The sequence below is a fragment of the Escherichia sp. MOD1-EC4550 genome, from assembly GCF_963876935.1.
Taxonomy (GTDB): Bacteria; Pseudomonadota; Gammaproteobacteria; order Enterobacterales; family Enterobacteriaceae; genus Escherichia; species Escherichia coli_F.
On sequence record NZ_CAWNSE010000045.1, the window covers coordinates 33,279 to 49,698 of the forward strand.

General features: G+C 51.8%; 16 protein-coding genes and 1 other annotated feature. Of the genes, 4 read left to right on the forward strand and 12 right to left on the reverse strand.

Going from position 1 to position 16,420, the window contains the following annotated elements; genetic code table 11:
* The first annotated feature begins 196 nt into the window (after positions 1-196).
* The gene (locus tag AACU19_RS20325; protein WP_001300779.1) at positions 197-913 is read left to right on the forward strand and encodes a GntR family transcriptional regulator; all 717 of its coding nucleotides are present in this window, start codon (positions 197-199) and stop codon (positions 911-913) included.
* Here the strand turns inward: AACU19_RS20325 and AACU19_RS20330 are convergent.
* The 3 genes from AACU19_RS20330 to ibpA all read right to left on the reverse strand — a co-directional run bounded on the left by AACU19_RS20330 (position 910) and on the right by ibpA (position 3,720).
* Positions 910-2,571, reverse strand: a complete 1,662-nt coding sequence (locus AACU19_RS20330; RefSeq protein ID WP_025731828.1) for a putative transporter — start codon at positions 2,569-2,571, stop codon at positions 910-912. The two genes, AACU19_RS20325 and AACU19_RS20330, sit on opposite strands and share 4 nt — an antisense overlap.
* 195 nt (positions 2,572-2,766) lie before the next feature.
* On the reverse strand, positions 2,767-3,195 hold the full coding sequence (ibpB, locus tag AACU19_RS20335) for a small heat shock chaperone IbpB (protein WP_001243426.1): 429 nt from the start codon (positions 3,193-3,195) through the stop codon (positions 2,767-2,769).
* A gap of 111 nt (positions 3,196-3,306) precedes the next feature.
* Entirely contained in the window at positions 3,307-3,720 is a 414-nt protein-coding gene (gene ibpA, locus AACU19_RS20340; RefSeq protein ID WP_001243437.1) for a small heat shock chaperone IbpA, read from the reverse strand.
* Positions 3,714-3,786: a sequence feature (ROSE (Repression Of Heat Shock gene Expression) occurs in the 5'-region of heat shock genes and acts as an RNA thermometer to modulate expression.), on the reverse strand. It overlaps the preceding gene by 7 nt.
* Positions 3,787-4,025: 239 nt before the next feature.
* Between ibpA and AACU19_RS20345 the strand changes: the two genes are divergently transcribed.
* Positions 4,026-4,358 carry a YceK/YidQ family lipoprotein gene (locus AACU19_RS20345; protein WP_000620888.1) on the forward strand — a complete coding sequence of 111 codons (333 nt, stop codon included), beginning with the start codon at positions 4,026-4,028 and terminating at the stop codon, positions 4,356-4,358.
* A gap of 1 nt (position 4,359) precedes the next feature.
* Here AACU19_RS20345 and AACU19_RS20350 read toward each other — a convergent pair whose 3' ends face one another.
* The gene (locus tag AACU19_RS20350; RefSeq protein WP_198599081.1) at positions 4,360-5,574 is read right to left on the reverse strand and encodes a DUF3748 domain-containing protein; all 1,215 of its coding nucleotides are present in this window, start codon (positions 5,572-5,574) and stop codon (positions 4,360-4,362) included.
* 100 nt (positions 5,575-5,674) lie between these two features.
* Here AACU19_RS20350 and cbrA point away from each other — a divergent pair, with 100 nt between their 5' ends.
* The gene (cbrA, locus tag AACU19_RS20355) at positions 5,675-6,775 is read left to right on the forward strand and encodes a colicin M resistance lipid reductase CbrA (protein ID WP_105278468.1); all 1,101 of its coding nucleotides are present in this window, start codon (positions 5,675-5,677) and stop codon (positions 6,773-6,775) included.
* Here cbrA and AACU19_RS20360 read toward each other — a convergent pair.
* From AACU19_RS20360 to dgoR, 5 genes are all read right to left on the reverse strand, one after another.
* Entirely contained in the window at positions 6,736-8,073 is a 1,338-nt protein-coding gene (locus tag AACU19_RS20360; protein ID WP_000253459.1) for an MFS transporter, read from the reverse strand. The genes cbrA and AACU19_RS20360 overlap by 40 nt on opposite strands.
* 74 nt (positions 8,074-8,147) lie before the next feature.
* Positions 8,148-9,296: a galactonate dehydratase gene (gene dgoD, locus AACU19_RS20365; RefSeq protein ID WP_105278453.1), complete on the reverse strand. Its 1,149-nt coding sequence runs from the start codon at positions 9,294-9,296 to the stop codon at positions 8,148-8,150.
* Positions 9,293-9,910: a 2-dehydro-3-deoxy-6-phosphogalactonate aldolase gene (dgoA, locus tag AACU19_RS20370; RefSeq protein WP_039020318.1), complete on the reverse strand. Its 618-nt coding sequence runs from the start codon at positions 9,908-9,910 to the stop codon at positions 9,293-9,295. Before dgoA ends, dgoD begins: the two co-directional genes overlap by 4 nt.
* Positions 9,894-10,772 (reverse strand): 2-dehydro-3-deoxygalactonokinase, encoded by an 879-nt coding sequence (gene dgoK, locus AACU19_RS20375; RefSeq protein ID WP_105278454.1) that lies wholly within the window; start codon positions 10,770-10,772, stop codon positions 9,894-9,896. Before dgoK ends, dgoA begins: the two co-directional genes overlap by 17 nt.
* Positions 10,769-11,458 (reverse strand): D-galactonate utilization transcriptional regulator DgoR, encoded by a 690-nt coding sequence (gene dgoR / locus AACU19_RS20380; protein ID WP_000174305.1) that lies wholly within the window; start codon positions 11,456-11,458, stop codon positions 10,769-10,771. The genes dgoK and dgoR overlap by 4 nt, the downstream gene beginning before the upstream one ends.
* A gap of 276 nt (positions 11,459-11,734) precedes the next feature.
* Between dgoR and AACU19_RS20385 the strand changes: the two genes are divergently transcribed.
* Positions 11,735-12,391 carry a YidX family protein gene (locus AACU19_RS20385; protein WP_105278470.1) on the forward strand — a complete coding sequence of 219 codons (657 nt, stop codon included), beginning with the start codon at positions 11,735-11,737 and terminating at the stop codon, positions 12,389-12,391.
* 43 nt (positions 12,392-12,434) lie between these two features.
* On the opposite strand, the gene yidA is transcribed toward AACU19_RS20385, so the two are convergent.
* The 3 genes from yidA to gyrB form a co-directional block, all read right to left on the reverse strand.
* Positions 12,435-13,247, reverse strand: a complete 813-nt coding sequence (gene yidA / locus AACU19_RS20390; protein WP_000985560.1) for a sugar-phosphatase — start codon at positions 13,245-13,247, stop codon at positions 12,435-12,437.
* Between the two features lie 114 nt (positions 13,248-13,361).
* The gene (locus tag AACU19_RS20395) at positions 13,362-13,760 is read right to left on the reverse strand and encodes a YidB family protein (RefSeq protein ID WP_001318139.1); all 399 of its coding nucleotides are present in this window, start codon (positions 13,758-13,760) and stop codon (positions 13,362-13,364) included.
* Positions 13,761-13,999: 239 nt separating this feature from the next.
* Positions 14,000-16,414 (reverse strand): DNA topoisomerase (ATP-hydrolyzing) subunit B, encoded by a 2,415-nt coding sequence (gene gyrB / locus AACU19_RS20400; RefSeq protein ID WP_001353554.1) that lies wholly within the window; start codon positions 16,412-16,414, stop codon positions 14,000-14,002.
* Between the last annotated feature and the right edge of the window lie 6 nt (positions 16,415-16,420).

Consider the following 16,420-nt stretch of genomic DNA (forward strand, 5'->3'; position numbering starts at 1 on the left):
GACCCAGTGGGATTCGTGATCGCTTTCATGCTTTTCGTTGAGCGGTAGAGATCTACGTTTTCGCGAAAAAGTAGACATCTGTGAACACGGGTACACAGCATCGAACACATCACTAAAAAAAAGATGCTTTTTCAACGGATTAATCGAAATTTGTGGGCGCTTTACCCGGGCTTGCAGGCAAAAAAGAGATCTAGAGATGATCTACAAAAGCATTGCGGAGCGGTTAAGAATTCGACTTAACTCCGCGGATTTCACGCTAAACAGTCTTCTTCCCGGTGAAAAAAAGCTGGCGGAAGAATTTGCGGTATCACGGATGACCATCCGTAAAGCCATTGACCTGCTGGTGGCGTGGGGGTTGGTGGTCCGCCGCCACGGCAGCGGTACTTATCTGGTGCGCAAAGATGTACTGCATCAAACTGCCAGCCTGACCGGGCTGGTGGAGGTGTTAAAACGCCAGGGGAAAACGGTCACCAGCCAGGTGCTAATATTTGAAATCATGCCTGCGCCTCCGGCCATTGCCAGCCAATTACGGATTCAAATCAACGAGCAGATCTACTTCTCCCGTCGCGTTCGTTTTGTGGAAGGGAAACCGCTGATGCTGGAAGATAGCTATATGCCGGTAAAACTGTTCCGTAACCTTTCGCTGCAACATCTGGAAGGGTCGAAGTTTGAATATATTGAACAAGAGTGCGGGATTCTGATTGGCGGTAATTATGAAAGCCTGACGCCGGTGCTCGCCGATAGACTACTGGCGCGGCAAATGAAGGTAGCGGAACACACACCACTGCTGCGGATCACCTCGTTGTCATATAGTGAGAGCGGAGAGTTTTTGAATTATTCAGTGATGTTCAGAAATGCCAGTGAATACCAGGTGGAGTACCATTTACGGCGACTCCACCCGGAAAAGAGTTAACCGATACTCCAAAAGAGCACCGCCAGTAATTGTGGGGTGATAATGCGCAGGAACATCACCAACGGATAGACAGTGGCATAAGAGAGTGCCGCCGCACCGCTGGTTGGATGAAGATTATTAGCAAATGCCAGCGCCGGAGGATCGGTCATGGAGCCAGCCAGCATCCCGCACATGGTCAGGTAATTCATTTTGGCTAACATCCGCGCCAGAATGCCGACCGTAATCAGCGGAACGGCGGTGATGAGAGCACCATAACCAATCCAGCTTAGCCCTTCGCCATTGATCAGTGTATTGACAAAATCCCCACCGGATTTCAGACCTACTACCGAGAGGAACAACACGATCCCCAACTCCCGCAGCGCGAGGTTGGCGCTTGGCGGCATAAACCAGTACAGCTTACCGATACTGCCGATACGCCCGAGGATCAACGCCATAATCAGCGGACCGCCCGCCAGTCCCAGTTTCAACGCCGCCGGGAATCCCGGCACAAAGACGGGAATAGAACCTAATAATACGCCAAGCCCGATACCAATAAACACCGGCAGCATCTGAACCTGTTGCAGTTTCTGCTGCGCATTCCCCAGCACATTAGCAACGGCATCAATTGCGGACGGACGCCCCACCAGGTTGAGGATATCGCCGAACTGCAGGCTGATATCACCACTGGCGACCAGTTCGACCCCGGCACGGTTCAGACGCGAGATAACAACGTCATAGCGTTCTTTAAAGTGCAGATCGCGAATACGCTTACCAAGCACGTTTTCATTGGTGACCACCACACGCTCGACGCGTAAATCAGTGCCTTTCGTGGACAGCGAGGTATCGACCTCCTGACCAATCACCAGTTGCGCATTATGTAAATCCGCTGGCTGCCCCACCAGATGCAGCAAATCGCCCAGTTGGATAATAGTATCTGGCGAAGGTACTTTTAGGGTTTCTTCTCGTTTCAGACGCGAACAGATAATTTTGTCCCCGTTGAGAATCGGTACATCTTTAATGGCTAAATCATGCAGGTTAGGGTTCTCAACGCGAATATTGATAGTCTTGATCAGCGCACCGCCATTGGTGCGTGAAGACTCGTGCTGCTGAGCTTCTGTCTCGACATTGACGCGGAAAATAACCCGCAACATCCACATGGTGAACAAGATCCCGCAAATGCCAAATGGATACGCCATCGCGTAGCTCATCCCCATCTGATCGACCATTTCCATTGGTGTACCCAGGTCGCGCAAGATCTGCTGCCCCGCCCCCAGCGCTGGCGTATTGGTCACCGCACCGGAGAAAATCCCCAGCACGACCGGCAGTGGAATATCAAACAGCTTATGCAGGATGGCGGTAACCAGACCACCGATGATGACAATCAAAACAGCAAACAAGTTGAGGCGTAATCCGGAGACGCGCAATGAAGCAAAGAAGCCCGGCCCCACCTGAATACCGATGGTATAAACGAACAGGATCAGGCCAAATTCCTGAATAACATGCAGCATATCGCTACTTAATGTCATCCCCGCCTGAGAAACAAAATGGCCGACGATGATCCCACCAAACAGCACGCCGCCAATACCTAATCCTATGCCGCGAAATTTGACGTTGCCGATAAACAAACCGACGACTGCCACCAAAGCCAGAATACTGACCGTTAATGCTATATCACTCATCGTCCATTTCTCTTGAGATAACATTTTAATTGCTACGGATTATGGCTGAATCGGTGAAGCAGATTTGCCTTATAGCGCACATTATCACGGGAAAGAACGTGCCGAAATATCTTAAACAGGCGAAAATTAACGCATTGTTGAAGAAGAAAGACAAAAAAAGCCCCACCAGAATGGTGGGGCAAAGAGAATAGCTAGTTAGCTATTTAACGCGGGACGTTCGCTGATAGCGATACGCTGCGCTGCGATGGGTTCAGGCTCATTACGAATTAAATCAATATGCAGTAAACCGTTTACGAAGGTTGCGCCAGAGACTTCCATATTTTCAGCCAGCGTAAAACTCAGGCTAAACGGCTGATTCATAAGCCCTTGATGCAGCCATTTCTTCTCTTCTTTTGGCTGCTCCGGCGTGCCTTTTACGCTCAGGCGCGTACCTTCCAGTTGAATATCTAAATCTTCCTGACGAAAACCTGCCAGCGCAAGGGTAATGCGGTAGTGGTTATCGTCGCTTTTTTCAATGTTGTACGGCGGGAAGCTCTGGCTTTCACCGGCGTTTTGCAGTGCGTTGGCCAGTTTGTCAAAACCGATCCATTGACGCATCAGTGGGGATAAATCGAAGTTACGCATAGTCATTTCTCCTTCTAAGAAGCGAGTAAATACCTGCAAATCCGAAGATTCGCATATGCTCCCTGACGGCGAGCATGGAGATATCAGGCCGCGCCAGGCGGCCTTAGGGAATTAGTTGATTTCGATACGGCGCGGTTTTTTCGCTTCCGGAATCACACGTTCGAGATCGATATACAGCAGACCATTCACCAGGTTAGCGCCACGAACATGAATGTTCTCAGCTAACTGGAATTTACGTTCAAAGTTGCGTTCAGCGATGCCCTGGTACAGATAGGTGCGCTCTTTTTGTTCGTCGGCATGAGCACCTTTCACCACCAACAGATTATCCTGGGCGGTAATCTCCAGTTCGCTCTCAGCAAAACCAGCCACAGCGATAGCAATGCGGTAATGGTTTTCGTCTACCAGTTCAACGTTATACGGAGGGTAGCCGCCATTACTCTGGCTCTGGTTGTTTTCTAAGTGGTTAAACAAACGGTCAAATCCAATAGCAGAACGGTAAAGCGGGGATAAATCAAAGTTACGCATAATCAATAGCTCCTGAAATCAGCGAGAATGTAAGACCTTCCACAATGGACAGGTCAGGTAGCCAGAACACCCATCAGGCGCGTCCTCATCGGCTACGATGTAAAAATGGGTCTGGAAATGAACTTTTCAAGCCTTATCAGCGGACTTTTTTTTGCAGTTTATGGTCTATTGCATAGACTGAGGGGGCAGCACGAAACGTTAAAGTGCGATAGCCGCCACAGTGCGACGTAATGATGATGTTATTTTCAGCAAGGGATCGCTATAACTCATCAGGCCAACACCCACGATCAACAGATGAATTTATTATGATAAGAAATGTGTTGTTAGCGTTCATGATATGCAGCGGAATGACATTACTCGGAGGATGCTCCAGCGTGATGTCCCATACCGGGGGAAAAGAAGGAACGTATCCCGGCACCCGCGCCAGCGCCACCATGATTGGCGACGATGAAACCAACTGGGGCACTAAGTCGCTGGCGATTCTCGATATGCCGTTTACCGCTGTGATGGACACGCTTTTACTGCCGTGGGATGTGTTCCGCAAAGACAGCTCGGTGCGCTCACGCGTTGAAAAAAGCGAAGCCAACGCGCAAGCCACCAATGCGGTTATTCCACCGGCCAGAATGCCTGATAACTGATTTAGCGATCAGTTTCGGTGATCCACAGCTGGCCACCTTCCATCCACGTCAGCCATTGACCATCCGGCGAGAAGACCACGGCGTCCGCAGAAGGGGGATTGGCGTGGTTTTCGGTTAAATACTCAACCTCGCCGCTTTGCGCATGGACGCAAGCAATTCGATTATCCAGCACAAAACCCAGCCATTCCCCGGAAGGGTGCCAGTTAAATGCAGACTGAATATCCGTTTTGTTATGAGTTAACTGGCGTGGCTCGCCGCCCTGTGGTGAGATAAGCCACAGTTGCACAATGCCGTTATCATCACGCATTAAAAACGCGATTTGCGTCCCCTGCGGATTACAGCGCACCCAGTGGCGCGGAACGTTGACTACCCCCGGATAAGCCCGATGATGGGTAAAAGTTAAACGTCGCTGCACGACGCCACGCGGTGGCGCAGGCAAGGTCGATTCCGTTCCGCTTAACGGCGCATCACCAGCTGCTTTCCAGCCAGCTTCATCTTGCGGTAACTCAACGATAAACAGCTCCGGCACTTTCTCGCCCTTTGGCGAAAGTGTGTCGCCAATAAACGCCAGCGCGTGATTTCCTACCCATCCTTCTTCATAAGCACGATTGATTTCATTACTGCCAGGCTGCGGCGTGGGCGTTGTTTTACTCACCAGTACGCACCAGTGGCTACCGCTGTATTCACGCGGATGCTGCTTTTGTACGTTGACCGGGCCAAACGGTGCAGCAACACCGACATTTCGCAAATCCAGCGCCGGATCGCGTTCATGCATTACATGGTCGTTATAGGTAAAGCTCACCATTTCACCGTTCGGGCTAAAGACATGTACATGGCTGCCGCCACGCAGCGCTCCTGGCGTATACGGCGCGGTAATATCCATTGCATCGAGATTGCTCACCTTGCCGCTTTCAGCAATCACGCCGCGTCGATGATGGAAGTCGTAATGCCATGTTTCATCAGGATTTTCAGGGCCGTGAATAAAGACATATTTCTCTGACTTCGGATGAACGGTCACCACGCCGACGTGTGCGCCCTGTGACGCACGGTAGATAACCTCGACCTCGCCGGTATGGATATTCACGCGCTCAATGGTCTCACCGGTAAACGACGCCCCAGAAGGACGCACGTCAAATACCAGCCACTGGCTGTCGGGCGTCCAGGTATTGGTATTGGTGAGCAGGTGATTACGGGGAGCAAAGGTTATCTGTTTCATGGCGCGGTCCTGATACAAAACGGTTTCCGCCATCATACTTCACAAGGACTTCACTTTCAGACAATAGTCTTTTGCCATCGTAATGAATGTGAGTGAAAAGATGGAACATTTCGACGTGGCGATTATTGGCCTCGGCCCGGCAGGTTCGGCGTTGGCGCGAAAGTTAGCCAGCAAAATGCAGGTGATCGCGCTGGATAAAAAGCACCAGCATGGTACTGAAGGTTTCAGCAAGCCTTGTGGCGGTCTGCTGGCACCGGACGCGCAGCGATCTTTTATTCGCGATGGACTGACGCTTCCTGTCGATGTGATCGCCAATCCGCAGATTTTCAGCGTCAAAACCGTCGACGTCGCCGCATCGCTTACACGTAACTACCAGCGAAGCTATATCAATATTAATCGCCATGCTTTCGACTTATGGATGAAATCGCTCATTCCCACCAGCGTTGAGGTTTACCACGATAGCCTGTGCCGGAAAATCTGGCATGAGGATGATAAATGGCATGTCATTTTTCGCGCAGACGGCTGGGAGCAACACATTACCGCCCGCTATCTGGTCGGTGCCGATGGTGCCAACTCGATGGTGCGGCGACATCTCTACCCGAACCATCAAATTCGTAAATATGTCGCTATCCAGCAGTGGTTCGCAGAGAAACATCCGGTACCGTTCTACTCCTGCATCTTTGATAATGCGATAACTGACTGTTACTCATGGAGTATCAGCAAAGACGGTTATTTTATCTTTGGCGGTGCCTATCCAATGAAAGACGGCCAGGCGCGCTTCACGGCGCTAAAAGAGAAAATGAGCGCCTTTCAGTTCCAGTTTGGTAAGGCGGTAAAAAGCGAAAAATGCACGGTGCTGTTTCCCTCACGCTGGCAGGATTTTGTCTGCGGTAAGGACAACGCCTTTCTGATTGGTGAAGCGGCGGGATTTATCAGCGCCAGCTCACTGGAGGGGATTAGCTATGCGCTGGATAGCGCAGAGATTCTGCGTTCGGTGTTACTCAAGCAACCGGAGAAGAGCAACGCCGCCTACTGGCGCGCCACCCGCACACTGCGTTTAAAACTCTTCAGCAAAATAGTAAAAAGCCAATGCCTGACCGCACCGGCTTTACGAAAGTGGATTATGCGCAGTGGTGTGGCGCATATTCCACAGTTTAAAGATTATCCAACGCGCTTCACATCGCCCACCAGCAGGATGTAAGAGAGCGCGCCAATCAACGCGACGGCGGAGATATAAACCAGTGCAGGCGCGAAACCGTAACCCTGCGCCAGGTACCCTACCACCAGCGGAACGGTGATGCCGCCCAGACCACCGGCGAAGTTAAACACGCCGCCGGTTAAACCAATCAGCCGCATCGGTGCCAGAGAAGAGACTAACGACCAGGTAATCGAAGCAAAACCGTTGCCGAAGAATGCCAGCGCCATCAGGCACATAATCATCATCGGATCGTTGGTGTAGTTAGCACCCATAATGCAGGTGGAGATCAGCAAACCGCAGATAATCGGCGTTTTACGCGCAAAGCCCAGTGAAAAGCCCTTACGTACCAGCAGATCCGCGACCCAGCCTGAGAGCAGGACGCCAACAAACGCCGCAAGGAATGGCACCGTGGTCATAAAGCCCGCTTTCAGCGCTGTGATTCCTTTTTCCTGGGTTAAATAGTTCGGGAACCAGGTTAAGAAGAACCACAGTGTAGAAGCCACCGCAAATTGCCCAAGATAGACGCCGATCAGTTTACGATGGAACACCAGTTTCCAGTCTTTGGCTGTTAGCGGCTGACGCGACTCTTTTTTCACTGGCGCATCGCCATCCACCAGACCGCCGCCGTCACGAATGTAATCCAGTTCAGCTTTGCTAATGCCTTTGGTCAGGCGCGGCGGCTGATAAACCTTAAACCAAATCAGCGACCAGATAATGCCGATACCGCCGGTGACAATGAACACCCAGTGCCAGCTCAACATTTCCTGAATCCAGATCAGCAGCGGAGTCAGAAACGCCAGACCGACAAACTGACCAGACGTATAAAAACCCACGGCAGAAGCGCGTTCATGTTCCGGGAACCAGCTGGTCACCATTCGGTTATTGGTCGGGAACGCGGGCGCTTCGAAAATACCGGTTATCGCGCGCAGACCAATTAATGACATTAAGCCCGTGGCAAAGCCCTGGAATAACGTCGCCACTGACCAGCCAAATATCGCAATAAAATAAGTCACGCGTGAACCTACGCGATCTAAAAACCAACCGCCGGGGATCTGGCATAAGGTATATAGCCAGGCGAAGGCCGAAAATACATAGCCCATTTCCGCTTTGGTAATGCCGAACTCTTCCTGAATATGGGCGGAAGCCACGGCAAGGTTAGCGCGGTCGACATAACAAATGACCACCGTAATAAAGATCATCACCAGCGTCAGATAACGCCGACGCCCCGGTTTTGCTGCATTAACGGGAATATCCATAGCGAGCTTTCTCCAGATTTTGGGCATAGCGAAGCCGCTCACCATGCCCTGTAATGTACAGAGGGTTATATTTTTGTATTGCTGTTTTAGTGCCCGATGAGGGGCTTACGTGGCAGGAATTACCACTCTGCTACGCTGTTATCTTCATGACGCCAGAGCGGATTACGCCAGTCCGGGGCATTTTTACTGAACTCAATAACTTTGGCTTCGTCGATTTCCACGCCTAAGCCCGGTTTCGTTAATGGTTTAAAGAAGCCGCCGACCATGCTGAAGTCTTCTTTATTTTTCACAAAGTCGAGTAACTCCGCGCCTTTGTTGTAGTGAATGCCCATACTTTGTTCCTGAAGTACCGCGTTATAGGAAACAAAGTCGATATGCAGGCAAGCCGCCAGTGCAATCGGGCCGAGCGGACAGTGCGGCGCAAGGGTCACGTCATAGGCTTCCGCCATTCCGGCAATTTTGTAGCATTCGGTAATACCGCCTGCGTGGGAGAGATCCGGTTGCAGAATCGAAATACCGCCAGCTTCCAGCACGCGTTTAAAATCGAAGCGTGAGAACATGCGCTCACCCGCCGCCAGTGGAATATGCGTTTGTGCCGCCAGTTTCGGGTAGTATTCGGCTTGTTCCGCCAGCACCGGTTCTTCAATAAACAGAGGGCGATACGATTCCAGTTCTTTAATCAGCACTTTCGCCATCGGCGCGCTGACGCGACCGTGGAAATCAAGACCAAACTCAATCTGATTGCCAAAAGCTTCACGAATTTGTGCCACGGTGTTGACCGCCGCATCTACCGCGCGGGAGTTATCAATCAATCCCAGTTCTTCACAACCGTTCAGTTTGAAGGTATCGAAGCCGATTTCGCGTAGCGTTTTAATGCCGTCGATAACATCCGCCGGACGATCGCCACCGACCCAACTGTAGGCTTTAATTTTGTCGCGAACCAGGCCACCCATCAATTGCCAGACCGGCGCATTCAGCACTTTACCTTTGATATCCCATAACGCCTGGTCGATCCCGGCGATGGCGCTCATCAGAATCGGACCGCCACGATAAAATCCGGCGCGATACATCACTTGCCATAAGTCATTGATGCGCGATGGATCCTGACCAATCAAATAGTCACCCAGCTCGTGAACTGCCGCTTCCACCGTGCGGGCGCGGCCTTCGATCACGGGCTCGCCCCAACCGACCACGCCTTCATCAGTTTCAATTTTCAGGAACATCCAGCGGGGAGGTAAACGATACGTAGTAATGTTGGTGATTTTCATTGCACTGCCTCTCGATACGCCTTAACAAATGCTGCTGCCTGCTGCACGGTGCGTTCTACTGATTGCCCGGCGCGATAGAGATCGCTGCCTAAGCCCGCCCCTGCACAACCTGCGTCTATCCACTGCGCCAGGTTTTCTGGCGTCACACCGCCTACGGCAAAGACCGGGATGTCCTGCGGTAATACCGCTTTTAACGCTTTGATGTATTGCGGCCCAAAAGCCGATGACGGGAATATTTTCAGCGCCTGCGCGCCCGCGTCGATCGCGGTAAAGGCTTCTGTCGCCGTCGCGCAGCCGGGGCAAACGGTCATGCCATAGCCCACCGCGCGGCGGATCACTTCACTATGGATATTGGGCGTAACGATGAGCTGGCAGCCCATCCTGGCGAGCGCATCGACCTGTTCAGGTTTCAGTACCGTACCTGCGCCAATCAACGCCTTGTCGCCATACGCATCAACGATGGCGGGAATGCTTTGTTCCCATTGTGGGGAATTCAGAGGGATTTCAACCGCGTCGAACCCAGCGTCAATCACCGCGCCAACATGCGCCAGCGCCTCGTCGGGCGTAATACCGCGCAAAATGGCGATCAGCGGGAGTTTAGTTTGCCACTGCATGAGCGATGCTCCTTATACCAGCCTGAAATGCCGTGTCGCCCGCCACCGCCGTCACCTCGCAACCCATCGACTGAAAGGCTTGCTGGTAGCGTGCAGTCAGCGATGTTCCGGCGACAAGGGTGATGGCGTGTTGATGGGCCACGTAGTCGCGCATACTGGCGACCTCTGCGCCAATCAACAATCCAGAGAGAAATTCGCTGACCTGTTCACGGGGAAGTGTTCCCAGCACATGCGAGGCACGAACTTCAAAAAGCTGCGGCAATATGGCGGGCGCATTGAGACCACGCTCAAGGCCAGCCGCGAAGGCATCGGCAGAGTTTTCCTGCGGCGGTAAACCTGCGCCAATCAATGAGTGATTTAACAGTAAATGATGTAATTCACCGGTCATCACGGTGCGAAAATCGTTGATTTGCTGGCTATCGGCCTGCACCCATTTGCAATGCGTACCGGGCATGACATAAAGAGAGGAAGGAGCCAGAGCACGCGCACCGATCAATTGTGTTTCTTCGCCGCGCATCACATTGTGGTTATCATCATGAGAAACGCATAATCCGGGAATAATCCAGATATTGTCGCCAACAGACGTTAATTGTTCGCCAATAGACGAAAAACGGGCAGGAACAGATAAATACGGCGCAACTTTCCAGCCGACATTGCTGCCAACCATTCCTGCCATCACCACTGGCGTATTCTCTTCACGCCAGTCGGTCGTCACTTCTGCTAACACCGCAGCCGGAGATTTTCCGTTCAGACGCGTAACGCCTGCTTCTGATTGCCTGCTGTCCAGGCAGTTGTCGCCCTGATAAAGCCAGGCGCGCAGGTTGGTCGATCCCCAGTCAATTGCGATGTAGCGAGCTGTCATGTGATTTCCTTTAACCTTCGTGTCGAGCTGGCGATCATGGTAAGCGCCGCCTGCTCTGCCGCATCGCCGTCCTGATGCCGTATCGCATCAAACAGCGCCTTATGTTCCTGGAGCGTTTGCGGCATGTTGGCCTCATCGCCCATCCAGGTTCGTTCAAAAACCGCCCGCTGTAATGAACTAATCGCAATGCTAAGTTGCTGTAACACCGGGTTATGCACTGATTGCAGTACCGCCTCGTGATAGCGAATATCCGCTTCGTTAAACGCTTCGCGGTCCTGATTGTTGGCGATCATCTCGTTCAGCGCTGATTCAATCTGCGCCAGATCGCTGGAAGTCGCGCGCTCTGCCGCCCAACGGGCAATCGCCGGTTCCACCAGATTTCGCACTTCGCTCATTGCACTGATAAGCCGTGGGTCGTAGTCGTTTTCCAGCACCCATTGCAGCACGTCAGTATCGAGGTAATTCCACTGATTACGCGGTGCCACAAACGCCCCGCGATAACGTTTCATTTCAATCAGCCGCTTCGCCATCAGCGAACGAAAAACCTCACGGATGATGTTGCGCGAGGTTGCAAACTCCTCACAAAGTTCCGCTTCGGCCGGAAGCGGCGAGCCTGGCACGTATTTGCCGTGAACGATCTGTTTACCCAGCGTAATGACTATGCGATCGGTTTTATTGAGAGTCATGGAGAGTCCTTGTGCTCTGTATGTACTTCTCTACTTTACCCCGATCGATGCATAACGCGGCAATTTTGTAGTACCAGCGTGATGACGTTCGCGTTTGCCGTATGCGTAATGTAGTACAAAGTTATATTGTTGTACTACAATTTAGATCACAAAAAGAACAATGCATAAAAAATGACATGCGTCGGGCAGAAATCTGAAAAGGGATATCAGGCGCTAAACAGGAGGGAAAGAAGAGTATGCTTTCAACGGCTTAGCTACTCGTTTAAAGGATTAGTCATGAAGTTGAATTTTAAGGGATTTTTTAAGGGTGCCGGTTTGTGTTCTTTGGCATTTGCGTTGACCGGATGTCTAACCGCAGGACTGCTTTTCAATACCGCAAGTCCTCCACATGCCGAGCAATGGCGGTCAGACTCGATTAAGGGGTTATCGCTGGCAGAGGATAGTAACGGTACGAAAGGCTATGTTTTTGTTGGTGAATCGTTGGACTATCTGTTGACCACGGGCGGCGGCGAGGTGGTTAAAATGCTGAACGATCCGGCAATTCATGGCGAAAGAATCACCGTTTCCGATAACGCGAAATTTATTTTAAGCAGCAGTGATACTAATTTTTCTGGTTCAATAATGCTCTATTACGACTGGGATAATGAGGAAGATAAAGCACTGGCGACACAATATGGTTTTATTTGTAATACCCAGCGTTGTACCTGGGCACTTGACGGCCTGAAAGGCTCTATCCACCAGAAAAATAAAAAAGCGGATTACTCAAACGTGATGGTTTTCCATCAACCCTTTACGGTGGGATTTTATAAGTACAAAGCAACTGATGGCGTTCCGCGCGGCCTCGCTAATGCGCTGCTACCAGTCACTCTTACGCTGGATATAGTAACGTCACCACTCCAGTTCCTGATTTTATGCACGACCAGAAATTGTTAATCGCTGCGGGCAAACGCATTTATGTAGTTTGCCCGCCCACTGATTAATTCAGCACATACTTCTCAATAGCAAACGCCACGCCATCTTCCAGGTTGGATTTGGTGACAAAGTTCGCCACTTCTTTCACCGAAGGAATAGCGTTATCCATTGCCACACCAACACCTGCATATTCAATCATTGCGATGTCGTTTTCCTGATCGCCAATCGCCATGACTTCTTCCGGCTTAATGCCTAACACGTCGGCCAGTGATTTCACACCCGTACCTTTGTTAACGCGTTTATCGAGGATTTCGAGGAAGTACGGCGCACTTTTCAGCACAGTGTATTTTTCTTTCACTTCCTGCGGAATACGCGCAATGGCCTGGTCGAGGATGGCGGGTTCATCAATCATCATCACTTTCAGGAACTGAGTATTGGGGTCCATTTTCTCCGCTTCGCAGAACACCAGCGGAATAGTGGCAACGAAAGATTCATGCACCGTGTAGTAGCTGATATCACGGTTGGCGGTGTACAGCGTGGTGCGGTCCAGGGCGTGGAAATGAGAACCGACTTCGCGAGAGAGTTTTTCCAGGAAACGGTAGTCTTCATAGCTCAGAGCGGTTTGCGCCACGGTGCTACCATCGGCGGCCTTCTGTACCAGCGCGCCGTTATAAGTAATGCAGTAATCGCCCGGCTGTTCCATATGCAGCTCTTTCAGGTAGTTGTGAACACCTGCATAAGGGCGACCCGTCGTTAGCACGACATTCACGCCACGGGCGCGAGCTGCGGCAATCGCGTTTTTAACAGCGGGTGAAATGGTGTGATCGGGCAGCAGAAGGGTGCCATCCATATCGATAGCAATGAGTTTGATAGCCATGAGTTCCCCAGGTAGATTGGTTCCTGACCCATGCTAACGCGATTCCGCTCAAAAATCAGTACAACACCCTGGGGAAAAGGGGGATGCAACGCGCGTTGCGTGCTCCCCATTTGCTTAGCGGAAGAGTTTCCCTTTCAGCAGTTCCATGCCTGCGGAAAGCAGATCGTTATTGGCTTGTGGTGACACTTCACCCTGCGGTGAGAGAGCATCAATAATCTTTGGCAGTTGCTCTGCCAGCAAGCTGGAAGCCGTACTGGTATCTACACCCAGTTTTTGCCCGAGATCGGACACCGCATTTGTGCCGAGCGCCGACTCCAGTTGCTCGCCACTCACCGGCTGATTGCCCTGTTGATTACTCAACCAGGTTGAGAGAATGGCACCTAAGCCGCCACTTTGCAGTTTTTCCAACAGCACCTGAATGCCGCCCTGTTCCTCAACCCAACTCAAAATAGCCTGATATTTCCCCGCATCGCCTTTCAGAAAGGCGCCGACAACATCATCAAAAAGCCCCATGATAATCACCTGTAAAGCGTTACGTGTTGACTCAAAAAGTATAGATCTGCGGAATGATAATTACGGATTGCAGAAATAAAAAGGGCGGAGATGATCTCCGCCCTTTTCTTATAGCTTCTTGCCGAATGCGGCGTTAACGTCTGATCCGGCCTACAAAATCATGCAAATTCAAAATATTGCAGGAGTCTCGTAGGCCTGATAAGCGTAGCGCATCATGCACGCTCGCATTGTTAACGCCATTAAATATCGATATTCGCCGCTTTCAGGGCATTCTCTTCGATAAACGCACGGCGCGGTTCAACGGCGTCGCCCATCAGCGTGGTGAACAACTGATCGGCAGCAATCGCATCTTTAACGGTAACGCGCAGCATACGACGGCTTTCCGGGTCCATGGTGGTTTCCCACAGCTGTTCCGGGTTCATCTCGCCCAGACCTTTATAACGCTGGATGGAGAGGCCGCGACGGGACTCTTTCACCAGCCAGTCCAGCGCCTGCTCGAAGCTGGCTACCGGCTGACGACGCTCACCACGTTCGATAAACGCATCTTCTTCCAGCAGACCACGCAATTTCTCGCCCAGCGTGCAGATACGACGATATTCGCCGCCGGTGATAAACTCGTGATCCAGCGGATAGTCAGTATCCACACCGTGGGTACGCACGCGAACAATCGGTTCAAACAGGTTTTGATCAGCATTGGTGTGGACATCAAACTTCCACTGGCTGCCGTGCTGTTCTTTGTCGTTCAGTTCGCTGACCAACGCGTTCACCCAACGGGTAACGGTCTGCTCATCAGAGAGGTCGGCTTCCGTCAGCGTCGGCTGATAGATAAGCTCTTTCAGCATTGCTTTCGGATAACGACGCTCCATGCGGTTGATCATTTTCTGCGTCGCGTTGTACTCAGACACCAGTTTCTCTAACGCTTCGCCAGCCAATGCCGGTGCACTGGCGTTGGTATGCAGCGTTGCACCATCCAGCGCGATAGAGATCTGGTATTGATCCATCGCTTCGTCGTCTTTAATGTACTGTTCCTGCTTGCCTTTCTTCACTTTGTACAGCGGCGGCTGAGCGATGTAGACGTGACCGCGTTCAACGATTTCCGGCATCTGACGATAGAAGAAGGTCAACAGCAGCGTACGAATGTGCGAGCCGTCGACGTCCGCATCGGTCATGATGATGATGCTGTGGTAACGCAGTTTGTCCGGGTTGTACTCGTCACGACCGATACCACAACCAAGCGCGGTGATCAGCGTCGCCACTTCCTGGGAAGAGAGCATCTTATCGAAGCGCGCTTTCTCGACGTTGAGGATTTTACCCTTCAGCGGCAGAATCGCCTGGTTCTTGCGGTTACGCCCCTGCTTCGCAGAGCCGCCCGCGGAGTCCCCTTCCACAAGGTACAGTTCAGAGAGCGCCGGGTCGCGTTCCTGACAGTCCGCCAGTTTACCCGGCAGGCCCGCTAAATCCAGCGCACCTTTACGACGGGTCATTTCACGAGCGCGACGCGCAGCTTCACGGGCACGAGCAGCATCGATAATTTTGCCGACTACGATTTTCGCGTCGGTTGGGTTTTCCAGCAGGTATTCTGCCAGCAGTTCGTTCATCTGCTGTTCAACCGCCGATTTCACCTCAGAAGAAACCAGTTTGTCTTTGGTCTGAGAGGAGAATTTCGGGTCCGGCACTTTTACGGAAACGACGGCAATCAGGCCTTCACGCGCATCGTCACCGGTGGCGCTGACTTTGGCTTTTTTGCTGTAGCCTTCTTTATCCATGTAGGCGTTCAGAGTACGGGTCATCGCCGCACGGAAGCCTGCCAGGTGAGTACCGCCATCACGCTGCGGAATGTTGTTGGTAAAGCAGTAGATGTTTTCCTGGAAGCCATCATTCCACTGCAATGCAACTTCAACGCCGATACCGTCTTTTTCGGTGGAGAAGTAGAAGATATTCGGGTGGATCGGCGTTTTGTTTTTGTTCAGATATTCAACGAACGCCTTGATACCGCCTTCATAGTGGAAGTGGTCTTCTTTGCCGTCGCGCTTGTCGCGCAGACGAATGGAAACGCCAGAGTTGAGGAACGACAACTCACGCAGGCGTTTCGCCAGAATGTCATATTCGAATTCGGTCACATTGGTGAAGGTTTCGAGGCTTGGCCAGAAACGCACCATGGTGCCGGTTTTTTCAGTCTCGCCGGTAACCGCCAGCGGAGCCTGCGGTACACCGTGTTCGTAGATCTGACGGTGAATTTTACCCTCGCGCTGGATAACCAGCTCCAGTTTTTGCGACAGGGCGTTTACTACCGAAACACCAACGCCGTGCAGACCGCCGGACACTTTATAGGAGTTATCGTCAAATTTACCGCCTGCGTGCAGGACGGTCATGATCACTTCCGCCGCCGATACGCCCTCTTCCGGGTGAATACCGGTCGGAATGCCGCGCCCGTCATCCTGTACAGAGACAGAGTTATCGGCGTGAATGGTGACGATAATTTCTTTACAGTGACCCGCGAGCGCTTCGTCGATAGCGTTATCTACCACCTCGAATACCATGTGGTGCAGACCGGTGCCGTCATCCGTGTCGCCGATATACATACCCGGGCGCTTACGCACCGCATCCAGCCCTTTGAGGACTTTGATACTGGAGGAGTCATAAGAATTCGACATCAACGT

What these genes read in the sequence shown, in the direction of transcription:
- AACU19_RS20325 (WP_001300779.1), top strand. Translation starts at nt 197, where the DNA reads ATGATCTACAAAAGCATTGCGGAGCGGTTAAGAATTCGACTTAACTCC.
- AACU19_RS20330 (WP_025731828.1), bottom strand. Translation starts at nt 2,571, where the DNA reads ATGAGTGATATAGCATTAACGGTCAGTATTCTGGCTTTGGTGGCAGTC.
- ibpB (WP_001243426.1), bottom strand. Translation starts at nt 3,195, where the DNA reads ATGCGTAACTTCGATTTATCCCCACTGATGCGTCAATGGATCGGTTTT.
- ibpA (WP_001243437.1), bottom strand. Translation starts at nt 3,720, where the DNA reads ATGCGTAACTTTGATTTATCCCCGCTTTACCGTTCTGCTATTGGATTT.
- AACU19_RS20345 (WP_000620888.1), top strand. Translation starts at nt 4,026, where the DNA reads ATGATAAGAAATGTGTTGTTAGCGTTCATGATATGCAGCGGAATGACA.
- AACU19_RS20350 (WP_198599081.1), bottom strand. Translation starts at nt 5,574, where the DNA reads ATGAAACAGATAACCTTTGCTCCCCGTAATCACCTGCTCACCAATACC.
- cbrA (WP_105278468.1), top strand. Translation starts at nt 5,675, where the DNA reads ATGGAACATTTCGACGTGGCGATTATTGGCCTCGGCCCGGCAGGTTCG.
- AACU19_RS20360 (WP_000253459.1), bottom strand. Translation starts at nt 8,073, where the DNA reads ATGGTGAGCGGCTTCGCTATGCCCAAAATCTGGAGAAAGCTCGCTATG.
- dgoD (WP_105278453.1), bottom strand. Translation starts at nt 9,296, where the DNA reads ATGAAAATCACCAACATTACTACGTATCGTTTACCTCCCCGCTGGATG.
- dgoA (WP_039020318.1), bottom strand. Translation starts at nt 9,910, where the DNA reads ATGCAGTGGCAAACTAAACTCCCGCTGATCGCCATTTTGCGCGGTATT.
- dgoK (WP_105278454.1), bottom strand. Translation starts at nt 10,772, where the DNA reads ATGACAGCTCGCTACATCGCAATTGACTGGGGATCGACCAACCTGCGC.
- dgoR (WP_000174305.1), bottom strand. Translation starts at nt 11,458, where the DNA reads ATGACTCTCAATAAAACCGATCGCATAGTCATTACGCTGGGTAAACAG.
- AACU19_RS20385 (WP_105278470.1), top strand. Translation starts at nt 11,735, where the DNA reads ATGAAGTTGAATTTTAAGGGATTTTTTAAGGGTGCCGGTTTGTGTTCT.
- yidA (WP_000985560.1), bottom strand. Translation starts at nt 13,247, where the DNA reads ATGGCTATCAAACTCATTGCTATCGATATGGATGGCACCCTTCTGCTG.
- AACU19_RS20395 (WP_001318139.1), bottom strand. Translation starts at nt 13,760, where the DNA reads ATGGGGCTTTTTGATGATGTTGTCGGCGCCTTTCTGAAAGGCGATGCG.
- gyrB (WP_001353554.1), bottom strand. Translation starts at nt 16,414, where the DNA reads ATGTCGAATTCTTATGACTCCTCCAGTATCAAAGTCCTCAAAGGGCTG.